14 protein-coding genes are annotated in these 20,258 nt (G+C 39.4%); 2 read left to right on the plus strand and 12 right to left on the minus strand.

The annotated features are described in order from the left end of the window. Positions 1-62: 62 nt before the first annotated feature. The 5 genes from HMPREF3032_RS00820 to HMPREF3032_RS00840 form a co-directional block, all read right to left on the minus strand. On the minus strand, positions 63-395 hold the full coding sequence (locus HMPREF3032_RS00820; RefSeq protein WP_231723388.1) for a hypothetical protein: 333 nt from the start codon (positions 393-395) through the stop codon (positions 63-65). Continuing rightward, positions 385-1,647, minus strand: a complete 1,263-nt coding sequence (locus HMPREF3032_RS00825) for a Y-family DNA polymerase (protein WP_062401125.1) — start codon at positions 1,645-1,647, stop codon at positions 385-387. Before HMPREF3032_RS00825 ends, HMPREF3032_RS00820 begins: the two co-directional genes overlap by 11 nt. Positions 1,648-2,027: 380 nt before the next feature. Further along, on the minus strand, positions 2,028-2,900 hold the full coding sequence (locus tag HMPREF3032_RS00830; protein WP_062401127.1) for a CoB--CoM heterodisulfide reductase iron-sulfur subunit B family protein: 873 nt from the start codon (positions 2,898-2,900) through the stop codon (positions 2,028-2,030). Further along, positions 2,900-3,856: a succinate dehydrogenase/fumarate reductase iron-sulfur subunit gene (locus HMPREF3032_RS00835; protein ID WP_062401129.1), complete on the minus strand. Its 957-nt coding sequence runs from the start codon at positions 3,854-3,856 to the stop codon at positions 2,900-2,902. Before HMPREF3032_RS00835 ends, HMPREF3032_RS00830 begins: the two co-directional genes overlap by 1 nt. A gap of 1 nt (position 3,857) precedes the next feature. Continuing rightward, on the minus strand, positions 3,858-5,576 hold the full coding sequence (locus HMPREF3032_RS00840; RefSeq protein WP_062401131.1) for an FAD-binding protein: 1,719 nt from the start codon (positions 5,574-5,576) through the stop codon (positions 3,858-3,860). 931 nt (positions 5,577-6,507) lie between these two features. Between HMPREF3032_RS00840 and HMPREF3032_RS00845 the strand changes: the two genes are divergently transcribed. Together HMPREF3032_RS00845 and HMPREF3032_RS00850 are read left to right on the plus strand one after the other, a co-directional pair. Further along, positions 6,508-8,790: a ribonucleoside-diphosphate reductase subunit alpha gene (locus HMPREF3032_RS00845; RefSeq protein WP_062401133.1), complete on the plus strand. Its 2,283-nt coding sequence runs from the start codon at positions 6,508-6,510 to the stop codon at positions 8,788-8,790. Between the two features lie 1,144 nt (positions 8,791-9,934). Beyond that, on the plus strand, positions 9,935-10,963 hold the full coding sequence (locus HMPREF3032_RS00850; RefSeq protein WP_062401135.1) for a ribonucleotide-diphosphate reductase subunit beta: 1,029 nt from the start codon (positions 9,935-9,937) through the stop codon (positions 10,961-10,963). Between the two features lie 227 nt (positions 10,964-11,190). Here HMPREF3032_RS00850 and HMPREF3032_RS00855 read toward each other — a convergent pair whose 3' ends face one another. The 7 genes from HMPREF3032_RS00855 to HMPREF3032_RS00885 form a co-directional block, all read right to left on the minus strand. Next, the gene (locus HMPREF3032_RS00855) at positions 11,191-13,875 is read right to left on the minus strand and encodes an autotransporter outer membrane beta-barrel domain-containing protein (RefSeq protein WP_062401137.1); all 2,685 of its coding nucleotides are present in this window, start codon (positions 13,873-13,875) and stop codon (positions 11,191-11,193) included. Between the two features lie 247 nt (positions 13,876-14,122). Continuing rightward, on the minus strand, positions 14,123-15,451 hold the full coding sequence (gene brnQ, locus HMPREF3032_RS00860; protein ID WP_062401139.1) for a branched-chain amino acid transport system II carrier protein: 1,329 nt from the start codon (positions 15,449-15,451) through the stop codon (positions 14,123-14,125). Between the two features lie 214 nt (positions 15,452-15,665). Next, entirely contained in the window at positions 15,666-17,669 is a 2,004-nt protein-coding gene (locus tag HMPREF3032_RS00865) for a molybdopterin-dependent oxidoreductase (protein ID WP_062401141.1), read from the minus strand. A gap of 13 nt (positions 17,670-17,682) precedes the next feature. Continuing rightward, on the minus strand, positions 17,683-18,153 hold the full coding sequence (locus HMPREF3032_RS00870) for a hypothetical protein (protein WP_009353895.1): 471 nt from the start codon (positions 18,151-18,153) through the stop codon (positions 17,683-17,685). 237 nt (positions 18,154-18,390) lie between these two features. Beyond that, positions 18,391-18,825: a Dps family protein gene (locus HMPREF3032_RS00875; protein ID WP_009353871.1), complete on the minus strand. Its 435-nt coding sequence runs from the start codon at positions 18,823-18,825 to the stop codon at positions 18,391-18,393. Between the two features lie 189 nt (positions 18,826-19,014). Continuing rightward, positions 19,015-19,437, minus strand: a complete 423-nt coding sequence (locus HMPREF3032_RS00880; RefSeq protein ID WP_009353899.1) for a hypothetical protein — start codon at positions 19,435-19,437, stop codon at positions 19,015-19,017. Between the two features lie 32 nt (positions 19,438-19,469). Continuing rightward, positions 19,470-20,255, minus strand: a complete 786-nt coding sequence (locus HMPREF3032_RS00885) for a sulfite exporter TauE/SafE family protein (RefSeq protein ID WP_062401143.1) — start codon at positions 20,253-20,255, stop codon at positions 19,470-19,472. Positions 20,256-20,258: the final 3 nt, after the last annotated feature.

Below are 20,258 nucleotides of genomic sequence, written 5' to 3' on the forward strand. Positions count from 1 at the left end.
TCGCATATCTAGCACATAGCTTATATGTACCATTCTACATGATTTACAAAAATGGTCAATACTCAACCGATGATGGTGACTCGCATAATATGAGACATAGGTACAAGCACATCTCCTACAGTCATCGTTCGATACACTGTATCAATCTGTTGTAATCGCCCTTGCACCGTATCATAAACTCGTCCATTGTGATAGACTACACTGACTACATTTCCTATCACTAGCCCCTTACACTGTGCATCCAATACTTCCAATTGCTCCTCTGAAAGTTCTTTACGTTTCTCTTTGTATCGCGCTGTTTCCTCCAATAACTCTTGAAATCCTTTCAATGCAGCAAAGGGCATAAATTGTTTAGCCCTCTGTAACAATGTCATCTTTGGTCGTTTATGTTGCATTATGTCCTCCCACCAAGGTATTACGAAACTGCATGGTCCCCTCTTCTTGCAAACTGCTAGCACGAAGTATGGAATTACCGCCAAATTTTTCCTTAATCGACAATACGGTCCGTTCCACTTGGTATGCTTTTTCTTCCCTATCCTGAGACGTAGAAAACAAATCTTCTTCCCAAGGTACGGCTTCACGACTGACCAAATCATCAAATCCCACCGATAACTGCCGAATCTCTTGATGAGGGTGAGTAGTTTTTTTATACAACTCCAACACTGCCTGTGAAAGTCCCTCTAAGGAGCACGTATACTTCGATAACCGTCTCGATCCACCGGTACCTTTCACCATTCTATCTGCATACCGCACCCCTAAGGAAATATATTTTGTCAGCGCTTTCTCTGCAATCAGTTCCAATAATAAAGATTCCACCATCTCCTGAAGAGGCACAAAACACTCCTCGTAGGAATAATTCCTCAGCAAAATTTGCCCTCTCGACAAAGAGTGTTTCGCTGGTCGATACATATGAATCTCTTTCATAGTGCACGTCTCACACCCCCAAGCATGGTCAATGAGTAGCTCCGCATTAATCCCAAATTCCTTATACCAGCGTTCGTCAGGCACAGTCGTAATACCATGTAAATCCACTACGCCATACTTATGTAACCGGCTTGCGATTCCCCTTCCGATTTGCCAAATATCTGTAATCGGTTGATGATGCCATATTTTTTCTTTAAATAGCTTCTCATTAAGAATACCAATTCCCTGTGGTGCATGCTTGGCCAACACATCGAGAGCTACCTTAGCTAAAAACAAATTAGTTCCTAATCCAACTGTAGCATGAATATGAGTCTGTTCTAATACCTTATATTTAAAGAGCAATGCTAGTTCTCGCCATGTTTTCTTATACAATCGGCTATAAGGAGTCACATCAATAAAATACTCATCAATAGAGTACACATGGATATCTTCTGGTGCCACATAGTCCAATAAGACGCCATAAATAGAGGCAGATACTTCCATATATCGTCGCATCCTAGGCTTTACTGCCATATACTCAATAGTAGATGGAATCTCAAACAACCGACATCGATTCTTGACGCCTAATTGCTTTAATGCCGGAGAAATAGCTAGTGTAATCGCCCCTAGCCCACGTGATGCATCGGCTACAACTAATGGGGTCGTAAAGGGATCTACCCCCAAATCTGCACACTCCACAGAAGCATAAAAACTCTTCAAATCTAAACACATATACACTGCCATACTATCCCTCCTCCATACTAGTATAGTAGCATATTTGTTCTATATTTTCAATATATATGTTCGGTATATTGTTCTTACAATAGTATAGTAATTTACTATATTTTAAAAAGATAACTACACAATACACCCTGTATTTGACTTGGTTTATCACTAGAAAATTCATCTCATTATATCCGACCTCAACGTTTTTAAAACAACTTTAACATACAACGAAGCTAGTATTTAACTAGGATTACCTCTATTAAAACAAACTCATTTTGTCCTATAAGCCACAGTTAGACATGTACAATTACAATATAAGGCTTCCATGAGCACGCAAAAAACAGGTTGCCCCGAGGGACAACCTGTTGTAAGTTTGTGTAATACGATTGTATTTCTGATTATAAGAAACGGTTCAAGGAAGCAGTGCTTGCCAAGTGACGATCTGTCATACCCATTTCTGCTGGAGTGCAACCCAATGCAAGGCCAATTAATTGGCTCATGTGGATGATAGGCATATCACCATTCATTGGAACAGTTGCTTTTGCTTCTTTTTGGAACATATCCAATTGCATTTGGCAAAGTGGGCATGGTGTTACGACACAATCAGCACCTTCTTTTTGCGCATCAGCATTGATAGAACCAGTCATTTGCATTACAGAATCATGTGCAGGATATACTGCATGGAAACCACAGCAATCTAATTTACGGGAGAAATCGATTGGAGTAGCACCTAATGCTGTAATCAAATCTGCCAAGCTTGTTGGGATTTGCATATCTTCGAAGCCCATTTCTTCTTCTGGACGAAGGATATGGCAACCATAATATTCAGCAACACGAAGACCAGTCAATGGACGAACCACTTTTGCTTTCAAATTATCTAAACCATATTCGCGGATAAGTACCCACAAGAAATGTGTTACTTCGCTAGTACCTTTGTAGCTCATACCAGCTTCGCCAAGAATGTTGTTGACTTTTTGGCGAGTTACTTCATGGTCATCAAGCTCTTTTTTAGCTTCACGAAGCATTAACGTACAAGTGTTACAAACTGTAAGAATATCTAAGCCTTCTTTTTCAGCTAACGCAATGTTACGAGCATTAGTGGAAAGAGTCAATAATGGATCGATATCTTGAACATGAGATGCGCCGCAACAAGTCCATCCATCTAATTCTTGGATTTCGATACCTAATTTTTTCGCTACTGCAACGGTTGCTAAGTAGTCTTCTTTAGATGCGCCTTCTAATACGCAACCTGGGAAAAATCCGTATTTCATTATTTTCCAGCCTCCTCTACTGCACGACCGATTGTACGAACACCTTCAATACCATTCACTGGTTTATGAGGAACTACCAATTCGAATGGATTGATTTTGCCATGTTTCCATAAACGAAGAGCGTATAGACCTTGTTTTGCGGAATCCAATAATCCGTCTGTTTTCAAGCTCATTGTTACTTCGTTTAGGCGACCAGTTTTTAACAAGTCTTGTTTGAACGCGATAGCATGACGAGTACCTTTATTGGACAAGCCTGCTTGTGTCGCTACACGGCGAAGGTTGGAAATATCTTTTTCTGGTTTCAAATGTTTTGGACAACGAGTGATACAGTTCATACAATGCACACATTTCCACAAGCCATGATTGAAAGCTGGTGTAGTATGCGCCATTGGAGACACATCACGGGAATCCATTACAAAACGATTAGCTTTTGTATATACATATGGATCCAAGAAGTCTTCACGGTTAGCAGACAATTTATTACATTCGGAAGCACAGCATCCGCAAAGGATACATTCTGTGTTCATAACGAATTTTTTGAAGTCTGCAGCAGATTGACGTGTACCAGTTTTAGTAGTGAACTCTGGTTTTACGAAAATCCAAGGAGCTACTTCTTTCAAGCGGCTAACTTTTGCTTCCCAGTCAACTACTAAGTCACGGATTACATCAAAGTTACCGATTGGAGCTACTGTGATTTCATCAGAACCGAAACGTTCTGTAATTTCATCAATTTTAGCTTCACAACCAAGCATTGCTTGACCGTTAACTTTCACGGAGCAAGCGCCACATACTGCAGAACGGCAAGCTGCTACGAAAGTTAATGTTGGATCTAATGTATCTTTAATTTTTTGTAAGCCCCAAAGGATAGTACGGTCTGCTTCATAATCGAAAGTATAAGACTGTACATACGCGCGGCCTTCGTTAAAGCGGTGGATATGATAAGTAATTTGTCTCATCTTAGTACTTCCTTTCTTGTGGTTCATATTTAGTGAACACTACATCGCGTTCGGACATTACGTATTCGCCATTTTCGCCAAGTTTCCAAATAGCGTGTTTTAAGTATTGGGAATCATCACGTTTAGGGAATTCTTCACGAACGTGAGCACCACGAGATTCTTTACGATGTAAAGCGCCCAAAGCGATAGCTTTCGCAACTGTCAACATAGATTTGATTTCTACGTAGTTTACGAATGCCATATTGTAAGTACGGTTAGAGTCACCTACATAGCAAGTTTCATATTCTTCTGTCAAACGATCGATCACTTCAAGAGCTTCTGTGATACCTGCTTCGTTACGGAAGATACCTACTTTATTCCACATAGCCACAGCTAATTCATCACGAATTTCAGCTACTGGACGACCAGATGTACGGGATGTAACTTCAACGAATTTAGCTTCCCACTCATCAGCTTTTGCTTTCAATTCAGCATCGCAATCTGCGAATGCGCTAGCTTGTGCATAATCAGCAGCACCCGCACCGGATACTTTACCGAATACAACGCCGTCTGCCAAAGAGTTACCACCTAAGCGGTTAGCACCATGGATAGAGATACAAGATGCTTCACCAGATGCGAAGATACCAGGAACTTCTGTGGCACAAGTTTTGTAGTCTACTACGTCGATACCGCCCATGATGTAATGGCAAGTAGGACGAATTGGCACTGGATCAGTTAAAGGATCGCAATGTTCAAAGCAAAGAGCCAAGTCACGGATACCATGAAGTTTTTCGATGATAACTTCAGGTCCTAAGTGACGAAGGTCAGCTACTACGTATGCATCAAGGCCAGAACCATTGAAACCACGACCAGCTGCAATTTCATCTTCGATTGCTTTTGCTACAACGTCACGAGACGCTAATTCCATTTTGTTAGGAGCGTATTTTTTCATGAAACGTTCGCCCTCAACATTTAACAAGTATCCGCCTTCACCACGAACAGCTTCGGACATCAAGATACCAGTTTTACCAAGACCAGTTGGATGGAATTGGATCATTTCCATATCTTTTAAGCCTACACCAGCGCGGAAAGCTACTGCCATGCCGTCACCAGTAGAAAGGAATGGGTTAGTTGTACGAGTCCAGAATACACGGCCAGCACCACCAGTGGATAATACGATGGATTTAGCTTTGATAATTTCTACTTTACCTTTTTTCATATTCCAGATAATAGCACCACCAGCTTTACCGTCTTTTACAACGATATCTAATAGGTACCATTCTTGTAAGAAATGTACGCCTTCTTTAAGACATTGTTCATATGTTGTATGAAGAATTACGTGACCAGTTTTATCCGCACTGTAGCATGTACGTGGATAGGATTGTCCACCAAAGTTACGTTGTGCGATTTTACCTTCGTCTGTACGAGAGAAAGGAGTTCCCATGAAATCCATTTCTAATACGCCTTCTGGGCAACGTTGACAGAAGAATTCGATAGCATCTTGGTCGCCAAGATAGTCAGAACCTTTTACAGTATCGAATGTGTGAACTTCTGTGGAGTCTTCTTTTGCTACGTTATTTAACGCCGCATTAACACCACCTTGTGCCATTGCTGTGGCAGAACGTGTTGGGAAAATTTTTGTGATTAATGCTACACGCAAACCATCACGTCGTGCAGCTTCTAAAGCAGCTCGTTGGCCTGCTCCACCACTACCTACTACGAGAACATCATATTGTTCCATACGTACCTCCTCAAAAACACTTGTCTTATTTTGAACTATACCTCTTACATACTGTTCTTAAAATAAGGAACTATGTTTAACTGCATATATGACTGATATATGCATCAATCTATAGCCTTATTATATACGGTATTCCAAAGTGTTACAATTGTCACAGCAGCCCTTAAAAACCCTCTTTTTACAAGGGATTAAGCGGTTTTGATAACGTTTTTCATAGGTTTTAAGTAAGTATATAACAATATATTATTTTCAAGGTAATTCTCATTCAATTTATACTTATACAGTGTACTTTTATCTTTTCCCCCAACTATCTTGTTATTACACAATTTTTTAGGTTATATAATTTTTTGTCATTATTAAAAGTTTCTTTAGAAATAATTTCCTCTTACTATTTCTAAAATTACTCATTTTTATTATGTGATAGTTTTTCTCATAATTTATTTTCCTTATTTTATATATTTATTTTGCATTATTAAGATTACTAAAACTCATATTACAATATATTGATTTTTATCACACCTCGACTACAAGTCATATCTATTTTTTTCCATTTTCTTTTTCTAAAAGTACCCATTAAAACTATCTTATACAAAAACGACGAAATTTTTCATTCTCTTTATTTTGTAAAGTATCTTTTCCTCATTATGGTATGCATTTTTGACATGCTGAGGGCGTTGTGAAAAAATGACTGATATAGTATAATTTTAGAAGATGTTGTGCCAAAGCACTTTATCTCTATACAACATATTGATATTGAGTCCATGTGAAAACATATCTATGCACTCTCATTTGCGATTCGTAAATGGGAGTCCTTTTATGGTCAAGGCCTAATACATTATGTTAACCGGATATGCTTTCACATATATTCAATATATGTGGATAATCTTTACAACAGGTACAAAAACTACATCGTCAGAAAAAGGAGACTCTCATGAGCATTATGATCAAGAAACGGGATGGCCATTATGAGCCATTGTCGGTAGAAAAAACGAAGAAAATGGTTGCCTTTGCTTGTTTAGGCTTAGACTCTTGTGACCCTATCGAGCTTGAAATGGACTGTAAATTGCAGTTCGTGGACGGCATGACTACGAAACAAATTCAACAAACTCTTGTTCAAACTGCCATCGAGAAAGTCATCCAAAAAGTAGACGATGGTTTTGGCAACATGGTAAACCGCATGAACCAAGATTGGCAATTCGTGGCTGCTCGTCTATACTTATTCGATTTATACAAAGAAGCTGCTATTAACCGCAAGTACAAAGCTTTTGGGTATGGCAACTTCACTGATTTAGTAAAAACCTTAGTTACTGCTGGTCGCTATGCAGATTTTTTCTTAACACAATATACAGAATCTGAATTAGAAGAACTTGGCGACTATATCAAGCCAAAACGTGACTATTTATTTAACTATGAAGGTATTAAATTATTGGCAGACCGCTATCTAGTGAAAGGTTTCAACAAAGAAATTTACGAACTTCCACAAGAGCGTTTCATGGCTATCGCTATGCATTTAGCTGTCATCGAAGGGGACAAAAAAGTCTACTACGCTAAAAAGTTCTATGATTTGATGAGCGAATTAAAAATGACTACAGCTACACCAACATTGGCGAATGCTGGTACACCATTTCATCAACTAAGCTCTTGCTTTATTTCTGGTGTAGAAGATAATCTATGGTCCATTTACGATGTGAATGCAAAATTCTCCCGTGTGTCTAAGCATGGTGGCGCTCTTGGTATTTATCTTGGTAAAGTACGTGCCTTGAACTCTGACATTCGTGGCTATAAAAATTCTTCTGGCGGTGTCATCCCTTGGATTCGTTTATACAATGATACTGCCGTTGCGGTAGACCAGTTAGGAAAACGCAAAGGCGGTGCTACAGTAACACTTGACGTGTGGCACAAAGATTTCTACGAATTTGTTGAACTTCGTACGAACAATGGTGACGATCGCCGTAAGGCACACGACATTTTCCCTGCTCTATCTGTACCAGATATTTTCATGGAACGTGTTATCAATCGTAAGCACTTCACTTTATTCGATCCACATGAAGTATCTCGTGTGATGGGCTTCCAATTAGAAGACTATTACGATGACGATACGAATAAAGCATTCACAGAAAAATATTTAGCTTGTGAAGCTAGCCCAGATTTACACGGCATCGAAGTCAGTGCTTTGGATATGATGAAAAAAATTATGCGTTCTGCTGTAGAAACTGGTACACCTTTCATCTTCTTCCGAGATACGACGAACCGTGCGAACCCTAATAAGCATGCAGGTATGATTTATGCGTCCAACTTGTGTCATGAAATCGCACAAAACGTTGGTTTCACCGATTTAGATGAAGAAATTATCCAAGACGATGGATCCATCGTGACTCGCACAAAAGCAGGTGACATGGTAACGTGTAACTTGAACTCTATCAACCTAGGTCAAACCTCTGATGAAGAATTGGAAGAAAATATCGCCTTACAAGTCCGTATGTTAGACAACGTTATTACTATCAACCAATTCCCTGTGCCTGAAACACGCGTAACTAGTGAAAAATATCGCGCTATCGGCTTAGGCACTAGCGGTTACCACCACTACTTGGTGAAACATAAAGTACAATGGGAAAGCGATGAGCATTTGGCTGTGGCTGATACATTGTTTGAAAATATTGCCTACGCTGCCATCAAGGCATCCATGGAATTGGCGAAAGAAAAAGGTGCTTACCCTGCTTTCAAAGGTTCTCAATGGGAAACGGGAGAATATTTTGAACGCCGTGGTTACACCTCTGAAAGATGGCAACAACTGCGAGCAGATGTGGCAAAATACGGTATCCGTAACGGTTACTTAATGGCTATCGCTCCAACAGGTAGTACATCCAACATTGCTAACACCACAGCTGGTATCGATCCTATCTTCAAAAAATTCTTCATTGAAGAGAAAAAAGGTAGCTTTACACCAAAAACAGCACCTGATTTGAGCAGCGAAACCATGTGGTTCTACAAAGAAGCCCACACGATTGATCAACAATGGTCCATCAAGGCTTGCGGTATCCGTCAACGCCACATCGACCAAGCACAGTCTTTCAACTTGTACATTACGCCACAAATGAAAGCAAAAGAAATTCTAGATTTATATGTGGAAGCGTATAAACAAGGCATTAAGACAATTTACTATATCCGTAACCAATCCTTAGAAATGGATGAATGCACTAGCTGTTCCTCCTAATCTTTGGTGGGGTTAAACCTGATACATATAAGAGCACGGCATGCTCCTCACAAACGGCATTTCATGATGTTTGTTCGGGGCACACTGTGCTCTTTTGGTATGTCTATAGTATTGTCCTAGTGACCAACTTAATTTGCTAGACACTATCTGGCAAATTGGATATAACAAATAAAAGTTCCTTATATTTTGCAAATTCTATCTTGAAAATCCCTTACCATATTCTCTTGTTAGTTTCTTTGATAATTCTATTATTAACTGTTTTCTAAACGTGTCGAATTGCACACGGTTAAAGTTTCTATCATTAAACTATTCTCAGTAAGTTTTCAGCCTCAAGAACATACCTAGATTTGATACAGTGGGTAAATAAACTTAAAATCGATGAAAAATTGGTCATCATTTATAGATATGTTTGTATTCTGTAAGTAACTATGGTATACTTGACTTAGAAACAAGAAGAGTCTTCAACGTGTGGTGGCGTTAGGCTCATCTCAAAAAAATGATGAAATGAAATGGCCTAACGTGTTGAGGTGGTGAGATACCTCTTTACGTTAGGCGTTTTCATTATTTATATAAAGCAATAATGTTAACTACTAAAGATAAAATAGAAATGATCAAGCTGATTGTTTCATATTTCGTCATAGTATCACCTCCTCCCATAGTAGGAAGAGATGAGCCCAACTCACGTTGATGACTCTTCTATGGTTTTATTATAACACAAATATTTGCGATATGTTGATATTTAAAAGGTATTATATATAGTACGATTGATATGTATTTTGTTTATGATCGAGACTATACTAATACCTTTTTACACTTTCGAGTATAGTCGAAATCACCATTGGAATATACATATATTTCGAGTATAATCGAATCCTATCATTTACGATACAAAATATAGGGTCCCCATTTCAGCAACTAGTATTAAAAAGTATTTAAAAAATAAACATCGGGATGTCTCCATTAATACATCAAAGCTCACAACACTCTATCTATTAATCGTCTCTCCCCCTATCTTTTTAGTATGCATTTTTAGTATAATAGAAGATAGTTTAAGAACTGCAAATCTATGAAAGCATATCATGTCTAGGCTTTCATAATAATTTATAAATATATTGTTATTATAGATAAGGTAGGAGTTACTTTCATGGAAAAGAAACTGATTTTTAATGAACATGGCGACCGTGGCACGCAAAGTATGGTGGGCGGTAATACGACGAATTTACGGGAATGGAATCGTATTAAGTACGATTGGGCGAATACATTGTATCGCACGATGCTGAACAATTTCTGGATTCCTGAAGAAATTTCTTTGAACGAAGATATTAAGCAATTCCCTTATTTAACGGACAGCGAACGCCGTGCCTTCGACAAAATTATTTCTTTCTTGAACTTCTTGGACTCCATTCAAAGCGAGAACTTACCAAATTTGAGCCGTTATATTACGGCATCTGAGGTGGCTTCTTTATTGAACATCCAAGCCTTCCAAGAAGAAATTCACGCCCAATCCTATTCTTACATTTTAGATACCGTAACGAATCCAATTACTCGTGACCGCATTTATGATGAGTGGCGTACAGATGAACATTTACTAGCTCGTAACCGCTTCATCGCTGACATTTACCAACGTTTTAGCGATGAACCATCAGAGCACAATTTGATTCGCACTATCATGGCAAACTACATTTTAGAAGGCATCTATTTCTACTCCGGATTTAGCTTCTTCTACACATTGGCTCGCCAAGGTAAAATGACCGCAACTTCCACGATCTTTAAATACATCAATCGCGATGAAGTGACTCACTTAGTATTGTTCCAAAACATTATCCGTGAGCTTCGCATCGAACGCCCTGAACTATTCACTCCTGAACTAGAGGCTGAATTGACACAAATGCTTCACGAAGGTACAGAAAATGAAATCGCTTGGGGTCAATACATTACAGATGACAAAATCCTTGGCATCAACAACACATTGATCGAGCGCTATATCAAATACTTAGCAAACCAACGTGCTGATTCCATCGGCTTGCAACCGTTATATCCAGAAATCAAAGAAAATCCTATGGCTTGGATTGAAAGTTTCTCCAACTTGAATAGCACGAAAACTGACTTCTTTGAAGCAAAAGTTACAAACTATACAAAAGCAGCAGCATTTGATTTCGATGATTTGGAATAAGAATGCCTGTAAGGTTATATACATAAAAGCTACACGTAGATACATTCTACTGTGTAGCTTTTTGTTTTCTCGATTGGTATGTAATTTAAAGAGCTTTATGATTTAACTATCCTAGATTGTAACTAATGATAGATATATCATATTAATTTAAAATAGGAATGAAAGTTAGCACTAGCTATACATAACTAGTGCTAATTTTCTTATATCAGGCTACCAGGGTAACATGATTAGTATTTCCAATTAATGCTTCCTCCGAGAGTTGCCCCACGTTTTTGACCGAACCAGCCTTCAACATTAAGCGTAGCACTGAAAGCATCTTTATTGCTGCCATATGTATAGCCCGCTTCTACAAGACCGCTGGAACCTCCTAAAGAAGGAGCCAATGTACTTAAACCTTTAACAGTTGCATGCGCCTCGCCAGAGAATTCACGTTCATAAGCAACACCTAAATACCATGTATTATGATTACTCATGTGTTTAGAAACTTTGTATCCTAAGCGTGTACGAACACTATTCACACTGTCAAATGCATATGTTTCACCTAGCCCTTTACCTGTAAGAGTGGCATTTGCTTCTCCTTGATGGCTATAGAATACATTAGCATATACATTACCTTCTAAATGATTACCATAAGACACTACTTTTCCAAGTCCTAAATGTGCACCATAGTAGCTGTTATGCGCATCATAAGAAGCATGAACATTGCTAGAAGCTGTTACTAACTCATTACTTTCATAGGTATAATTCGTACGTCCACCACGTACACTAGATTCTACATATACTCCATTATCAAGGGTTGTTTTTGCATACATACCAACACCGTAGTATTTCGCATTTCCTTCTGCACGAAGACCAGAATCCAAATGGCTATCATAACGAGCCCACCCCATTTCTAAGAATGGTCCCCAGTACGTTCTTCCTGACTGTTTAGATAAACCTAAAACAGCATGAGATCCTTTAATATTTGCATAAGATCCTGTTTCCATTTTCATGCGGTCATGGTTAATCCCTGCAATGATTGGTGAAGTTTCACCAGTATGATTTGCAAATGCTTTAGTAATGCTATCTTGTCCATTGTTAATAAAGCCAGAAACAGCTGTTCTAGTTTCCACTAAAGATTTAGTTTGTGGCAATACTTTTACAGGAACATTACCTGTACTTGGTGTTACTGGTTTTGTTGCATCACCTGTACTTGGTGTTACTGGTGGTACTGGTTTTGTTGTATCACCTGTAGATGGTTTTTCTGGAGTCGGAGTTTCCTCAGAAGCAGCTTTCACTACTGCAACAACAGATTTCTTATCATCTCCTGCTTTAGCAGTGATATCATAGCTTAAGGATACACCTTGTTGCAACTTGCCATATTGAACACCTGTTGTGTTCATGCCATTGCTATTGTAAATAAGGTTAATGCTATCTCCATTATGTAATACTGGAGCTGCACCAGATACACCTACATTAATTTTGGTGTTAGATACATCTGTACCATGTGGATCAGTTACTGTAAGGATACTATCTCCATTCACAGCATTTTCAGGTAAATCAAAGTTATAGTTTTCAAAGTTTGCTAAATGCGATAAAGTAATTCCTTTTACTTTATTTACATTCAAGGTATTACCAGATTTAATATCACCAGTAGAACCATCTAGGATATAATGACCACCCCAAATACCAACTTGTTTGTTAGCAAATGGTTCTGCTTTATTAATATCCACCGTATTACCTGTGGCTTCTACGTCACTCATACCACCGATGATATAGTAGTTACCTGGTTGACGGAAATATTTATAGACTGTGTTATCATCACCATAAGGATTTTCATCCGTATAAATACCGTTTGTATCTACACCATTAACATTATGTTTAGATTGTTCATTTTTTACTTTGAACATACCTAGACCACCGATGGATCCTTCACCAATTATGACAGTATTTTTATTAGCTTTATTTGTCGCAGAGAAACCACCTACAAGTTGACCTACTGTAGCTGGGGCTCTTCCTTCAGCTTGTACTTTATCATCTGGATTAAACCCTAATTGAACTCGGTTTCCAATAACTTCCTTAGATTTCTCTGTTGCTGGTTTTCCTTGGAAAAATGATTCTTCTTCGTCTCGAGTAGTAGCATAGGCACCAAAGGCTGTGACTACTTTACCTGCGCCTAAGGTAACTAAATTATTTTTTAAAGAACCTGTTGCAGGAAAAGTATTATAAGCTTTAGCTCCATAAATAATATCAATATCTTTACCACCAGCTACGAATACATCATTATCAATGGCGCTGCCATCTCCATTATTTATTTCAGCACCTATGACATCTCGTAATCGTCCTACATTTCGTAAAATCACACGGTTTTGCATTGCATTCACGGCACTATTTACCGCTGCAATTTCATGCAAATTATCACCGCTGAACATTTCTAGTACATTTAGCCTAGCATTGCCATATCCACCCATAGGATAATTAACTGTATATACAGTTTCTGTCGTTCCATTTTGTAGCGCTACATAATTAAACTCAGTATCTTTACCACGCTCCTCAACATTTGCTAGTTTCGGCCCCCAGGTTAATTCATCATTAGGAGCATCTTTAGCTTGGCGAGGTATAGCATTAACACTCATCGCATTATCAGCGCCTTCAAAATTTGGTCGTGTATATCTTGTCACCTCTCCTCGAGACTCGAAACGATTTTCAATGCTAGGAGAATGAAATAGATGTTTCCCATCTGGACCTTCTTCAGGGTCATTTTCACTTAATTCAGCAAGCTGTATGGTATTCGCTTTACCATCTACAATGTACGTAACTGGTTCTCTCTTATTCGTAAAGTAAGAGTCATAATTATTTGCCATGGCAGGTGTTAACAATACGCCTCCAGCTATGACAGATAAAATGATATAACGAAGTCGTTTTTTTCTCATTATAAAATCTCCCTTTCTGACATTCATTATAAAAATATATCATGTCTTCATGATATCTTCATAATAGCAAATGTCCCCCCCCGTCAACATTTTTAATGTTTTGTATTCATTAAAAGTACATACAAAAAGGTCTTCTCTATGACAATAGATTCTACGAACCTAATCAAAAGAAGACCTTATAAAAATGCTAAATACTATTTAACTATAAATGTGCAGACCATATTTAGTTATTAATACTATATCTACCTTACGCTTTCACCAACGCCCGATGGATCAATCCAATCACAAATCCTACGCCGCCGAATACAAGCCAGTCCATACCGATGCCATGCATCGGTACTTGTGTAGCAAAGAATTGTCCTAAGCTACCTAAGTCTACGCTCGCTGTTTCTAAGCCAGATACAAGGGCTGTGATGAAGGTTGCTCCTACTGTCCAAGCATATACGCATTGGCGACCGTTGAAAAACGGATGTAAGAAAGCCAACACAATCAATGCGATGGATAATGGATAGAGGAACATCAACACAGGAATGGCTGCAGTAATGATGGTTTTCAATCCAAACATGCCTACACCGAAAGAAATCAATATGAATAGCACTGCATAAGCTTTATAGGATAAGCCACCAAATTGTGTGCTAAAATACTGTGCACAAGAAGTAACAAGTCCGATACTTGTCGTCAAACACGCCAACAATACGATGACTGCCAAGATCATGGCCCCTAAATCGCCAAACAATAAACGAGCAGATTCTGCCAATACAGGCGCCCCTGTATCTAAGATACCTAACTGCTCTACGCTGGTAGCGCCTAAGCTAGCAATAAAGATGTACACTACGCCTAAGCAACCTACGGCGATTAACCCAGCTTTCATAGTAGCGCGTGTAATCTCATCACGTGTTTGTGCCCCTGAAAGTGTCACGAATTCGATAACCAAAATACCAAATACGAAAGATGCTAAGGCATCTAATGTGTTATATCCATCTAAGAATCCTTGTAGGAATGCTGTACCGCTAGTAGCGTAGGACTCTGTCGGTGTACCATAGCTGCCTAATGGAGTAATCAAAGATTTAACAATCAATACCACGATGGTCAGTAGCAAGGCTGGTGTTAAGATTTTACCAATGCGATTCACCAATTTTTGCGGATTAATAGAGAGCCACAATGTGACTACAAAGAACCCCACAAGGAACAAGGATAGTGCTGTATCTGAGGCAGCTCCACCTAAGAATGGTTTCACTGCAATTTCATAGGATACAGTCCCCGTACGAGGGATGGCAAAAGCAGGGCCAATGGATAAGTATAATGCCAATGTAAATAGGACCCCAAACACTGGATGCACACGGCTTGCCAAACTTTGTACGTTACGGCTACCAGAGTATCCCATGGCCATAACCCCTAACAATGGTAAACCTACACCAGTTACGATAAACCCTAAGATGGCCCACCACACATTGGTACCTGCATGTTGACCTAAGGTAGCAGGGAAGATTAAGTTACCTGCCCCAAAGAATAAAGCGAACAGCATCAGGCCGATAGCAATATAGGCTCGCCCCGATAGTTGAGTATGATCTGACATAATATCTCCTTTCAAATACATCCCATAATAACAAATATACACTGTATAAAAACACTTCTTATGCTTATTTTTTTATTATATCTAATTATAAGTAAAATAAAAAGCCATTTTCTTTGTAGAAAATGGCTTTGTCTATACCAATTATGCATATATATCCGAACTATAATTGATAGGCAAACTACATCTATTAACTATAACCAAGCATTACTCATTTTTAGTCGCAAGACTCTACATGTACTTTCACATCATAAAAGGTACTACCCCAACCATAATCGGTAGATCGTGAGGCAGTTAATACATTCATTGTATATTCTGAATCATGGGACTGCGATTGCCACCAGACGCCACTACTCACAATAGTCCCCTTTGGCACCGCATCATCAATGACTAAGGCAATCCGCAAGGAACCTCGCTCATTATACATACGCACAAATTCACTGTGCCATACGCCCTTGCGCTGGGCATCATCAGGATGCATACGAGCAACCATCTTTGGTGTATCTTCTTGTATCTCACAAAAGGACGAATCTAGTATACGAGGATCAGCACCATTGATGAGGAAGAACTCCGCTGTATCTCCATGAGCCTCACGATACACAGGATAGGGCTCACGCTCTAAGGGGTTATATAATTCAATCTTGCCTGACGGTGTACCGAACTCTAACTTATACGTACTGGATAGATCCATCTCCACTAGCTCCCCTGCCAAGATTCTATCTTGCACTTCTCTTGAAATCGGAGCATGTCGCACAATATCTTCAATCATCTCCAACTCTGACATAGCAAACACAGGGTCATCGATGCCCATAGTTCTGGCAATACTACAAATGGTATCCCAATTAGAGCGGCTTTCACCTACAGGAGGTATGGCTTGATAACCACAACCAATGGTGTAATGTCCATAGGAATTATAGATATCATTATGCTCTACGGACGTCGTTGCAGGCAGTACAATATCCGCATACTTTGCCGTATCCGTCATAAACCGTTCGTGTACCACCGTGAACAGATCCTCTCGTGCCAATCCTTTGCGCACCACGGTTTGGTCCGGTGAGGTCACCGCAGGATTGCTGGAATATACATAGAGTGCCTTAATCGGTGGCTTGTCCGCCTCTGTTAGCATCGGTCCTAAATGAATCATCGGGTTCAACCGTGTTTCTTTTACCTGAAAGCGCTCCCAGCTAACACGCTTGCCCCCAACAAATTGACTACCCGAGGCACTCGACAAGAGTCCACCTCCTGTATGTAGGTATGCCCCCACCAAGGCAGGCAGTGCCACTACACATCGCACCGTATTCGCTCCATTTCCATAGCGAGATAGTCCACTGCCTAAGCGAATAAATGGCGCCATTGCCTGTCCATAAGCACGAGCAAACTGGATAATCCGTTCCTCTGGTACGCCTGTGATTTGAGCCACTTTCCATGGTGGATATTGAGAAATAACAGTATCGCGGAATCCTTCATAGCCTTGTACATACTGATGAATAAATTCCTCATGTACTAATCCTTCTTCCACAAGCACATAGGCCACACCCAACGCAAAGGCTCCATCTGTACCTGGTCGTATGATAATAACTTCATCTGCTAATTTCGTTGTCTCCGTATAGTACGTATCAATCACCCAAAGCTTGGCACCTCGCTGGCGAGCTATGGTCACATCATGTAGGACATGTACATCCGTAGCCACTGCATTGAGGCTCCACAACACCACACAATCACTGTATTGTATATCTTGTGGACGACTCCCTAGGGTATTCCCCATAAGACTAGCCCAACCATAGCGTTTAGCAGGGGAACAAATCCCCTTATCTTGACGGGTCGCACCAAGTATGGCAAAGAGTGGATCCCCTGCACTCTTTTGTAAGATTCCCATGGTCCCTGCATAGGAATAGGGCATAATACTTTCAGAACCGTATGTATGGATACAGTGCTGAAACTGCTGAGCAATTTCCTTTAGTGCTTCGTCCCAAGTAATCGGTTTAAATTGACCGCTTCCCTTAGGACCTATGCGTCGCAAAGGCGTTGTTAGACGTTCCCTATGGTGGACTGTTCGTTCGTAATGTTGCATTTTCTGGCACAGCGTTCCTCTCGTAAAGCTGTGATCTTTCATACCTTCTACCCGTTGTAACTGGTCTCCCTCAATGGTCAAGATCAATCCACAGGCATCTGGGCAATCATAAGGACATACTGATGTCCTTGTATGTATGGGCTTCGTCATCATTCATTCCTTACTAGTCATTATCAAAGTCATCAAACAAGTCAAAATCAACGTCAAAGTCGAAGTCAAAACTATCTCCAGAATTGTAATCATAAGAACTATCAGCCTCTTGTTGATCATACTCTAACTCATCTTCCATAATATCATTGTAGTTGTTATGGAAAAATTGATCCTGTTCTGTTTCGTTTGCACTAGAAAAACCATAATCTTCATCAGCATGCTCTGGCAATACATCCAATTGACTATAATCACGAATCGTCATTGCTTCATAAGGGTCCAAAGGTGCACGGTTTTCTTCTGACTCTTCAATCTCCACCATATCCATAGCTCGGTTCAAATCCTTTGACGTCCCCTCTTGTTGCACCATGTCCAAGAACTCATCCGAACTCACTTCACTCACCAGCGTATCCATGTCTTCTACCACAGATATATCCTTCTGTGGTTCTATAGTTTGTAATTGTCCTCGTCGTAAAAATCGATTCATCCTCTATGCCCCTTTCTCAACCTCTCTTACATTACTTGTATTGTATCACCTGGCAATGAAATTTTACAAAACATCGTTTTATCACCTTTCAAAGGTATGCCTTATATACTAAAAGGACCCCTGAGCAGGGGTCCTTTGGTATAGTTTATAGTATAGTTGTAAGTGTTGTCATATTCAGGATGTTATCACATATAAGGGAGTGTTATGTGATTGGTTCGATGTTACTGTCAGGAGGAATTAGCCTAAAGTAGCACGTAAGAACCACAATTGTTTTTCATAGTAAGCAATGTGGTCTTCCATGATAGCCACTAATCCGAAGTTACCTTCTTCATCAGCTGCTTCGCGGATAGCACGAGCTTCTTTGTTCAACAATTCGAAATCTCCTACTAAGAAGTTGTACACTTGTTCTACGGAGAATTTGTTGCCTGGTTCTTCTTTCAAAGAAGCAATTTCTAAATATTTTGCCACATGCACTACAGGTTCTTCACCTTGCATTTTTACATGCTCAGCTACTGCATCATAATAATCAAATGCTACATCGTAGACTTCTTCTAAATATTTGTGAGCTGGCACAAATTGAGATCCTACTACATTAAAATGGAAATTGTGAAGTTTAATGTTCCAAATTGCTAAGTTTGCAATATATTGATTGACTGCTTGTAAGTTTTTCATACCTATTTCTCCTTTTCTTTAGTGTATTTTGCTAATTATTCTAATTAGCAATTAATAATTATTATTTATTATGTGTATATCTTAGCATAGTAAATCATAAAATGCAATAGTTTTTCATATAGTTTATCGAAATATTTAAATGTAAAAAGTTCCCATTACCTATAACGTAATGAGAACTTATAGTATATATTATTCACTTTTTTTGATAAACCCTTGTGTAGCGCTATACAAACAGAACCACACAAAGAAACTAGCTCCTGTAATAATCAGATACATAGTATCCGTTAACTCCCCCGAACGATACATCGCCAGGGTATAAAAGAAAGCTGTCATCGTCATCAGAATATAGGACAATACATAGCGCATACCACGCTCTACATCTTCATCGGTAAACATTTCCTTCTTAAAGCGCATCCAGTAAATCCCGCAAAGGGCTAAGCCACCTAGCATATTAGCAGCTAGTAAACTCATATCAGCCCGACCATTAAAGAACCAGCACAAGGCTAAATGATTAATAAACAACATCCATTTAATCATCGTGGTCAAACGGGCTGTCGTAATCGTCTGTTGTGGCTGTGGTTGGTGTTGTTTCCGTTTCTTTCCCTTTCCCATAAAGTCCTCTCTATTTAATCTATACTATGACACTAGAACAATACGTGAGATGTGTAAATTAAGCGTAATGCCAGTAATCCAATCCCAATGGATAACCCAATTAAAATCGTTTTTGCTCGCAATCGTTTCGCAATGAACGCCCCTAATTGACCACCCGCTAAGGCACCAATACCACAAGGAATGGCAATTTCAAAATGAATATGACCACTCAAAAAATGTGTTAAAGTCCCTACTGAGGTAGACATAGCCAAGATAAAATGACTAGTGGCGGTGGCCATATGCGTAGGAAATCCCATGATATAAATGAAAGCCGGCACATGGATCAAGCCACCGCCGATACCAAATAAGCTAGAAATAAAGCCTACTCCCATGCTAATTAAGATACCTACCACTTTATTATAGGTCAACTCTTCTAATTGCAAGGACTCTTCTTTGCGTTCCCCTTTATTCATATTTTTATAACCAATGAACAAAGACATGATTAGCAAGAAAGAACCAAACCAGAATCGGAACCCACTAGGATCAAAATATTCCGCTACATGAGCACCGATAATCGACCCTGGGAAGGTGGCAATCCCGAATAGAATTGCTGCGCTATATAATATTTTCTTCTGCCGCACATAGGCAATAGTACCCGAAATGGCATTACAGGTTACCGTAAACAAGGATGTACCTACTACCATAGCTGGCGTCCATTCTGGAAAGAAGTAAAGAAATACTGGCACAAAAATCAATCCGCCACCTGCACCAATGATGGTTCCCAATGCGGCTACAACTACGCCTAGCAATACAAAGCCTAATACACTTACCACATCCATACC

Origin of the sequence: Veillonella sp. DNF00869, assembly GCF_001553345.1 — a bacterium.
Classification (GTDB): Bacteria; Bacillota; Negativicutes; order Veillonellales; family Veillonellaceae; genus F0422.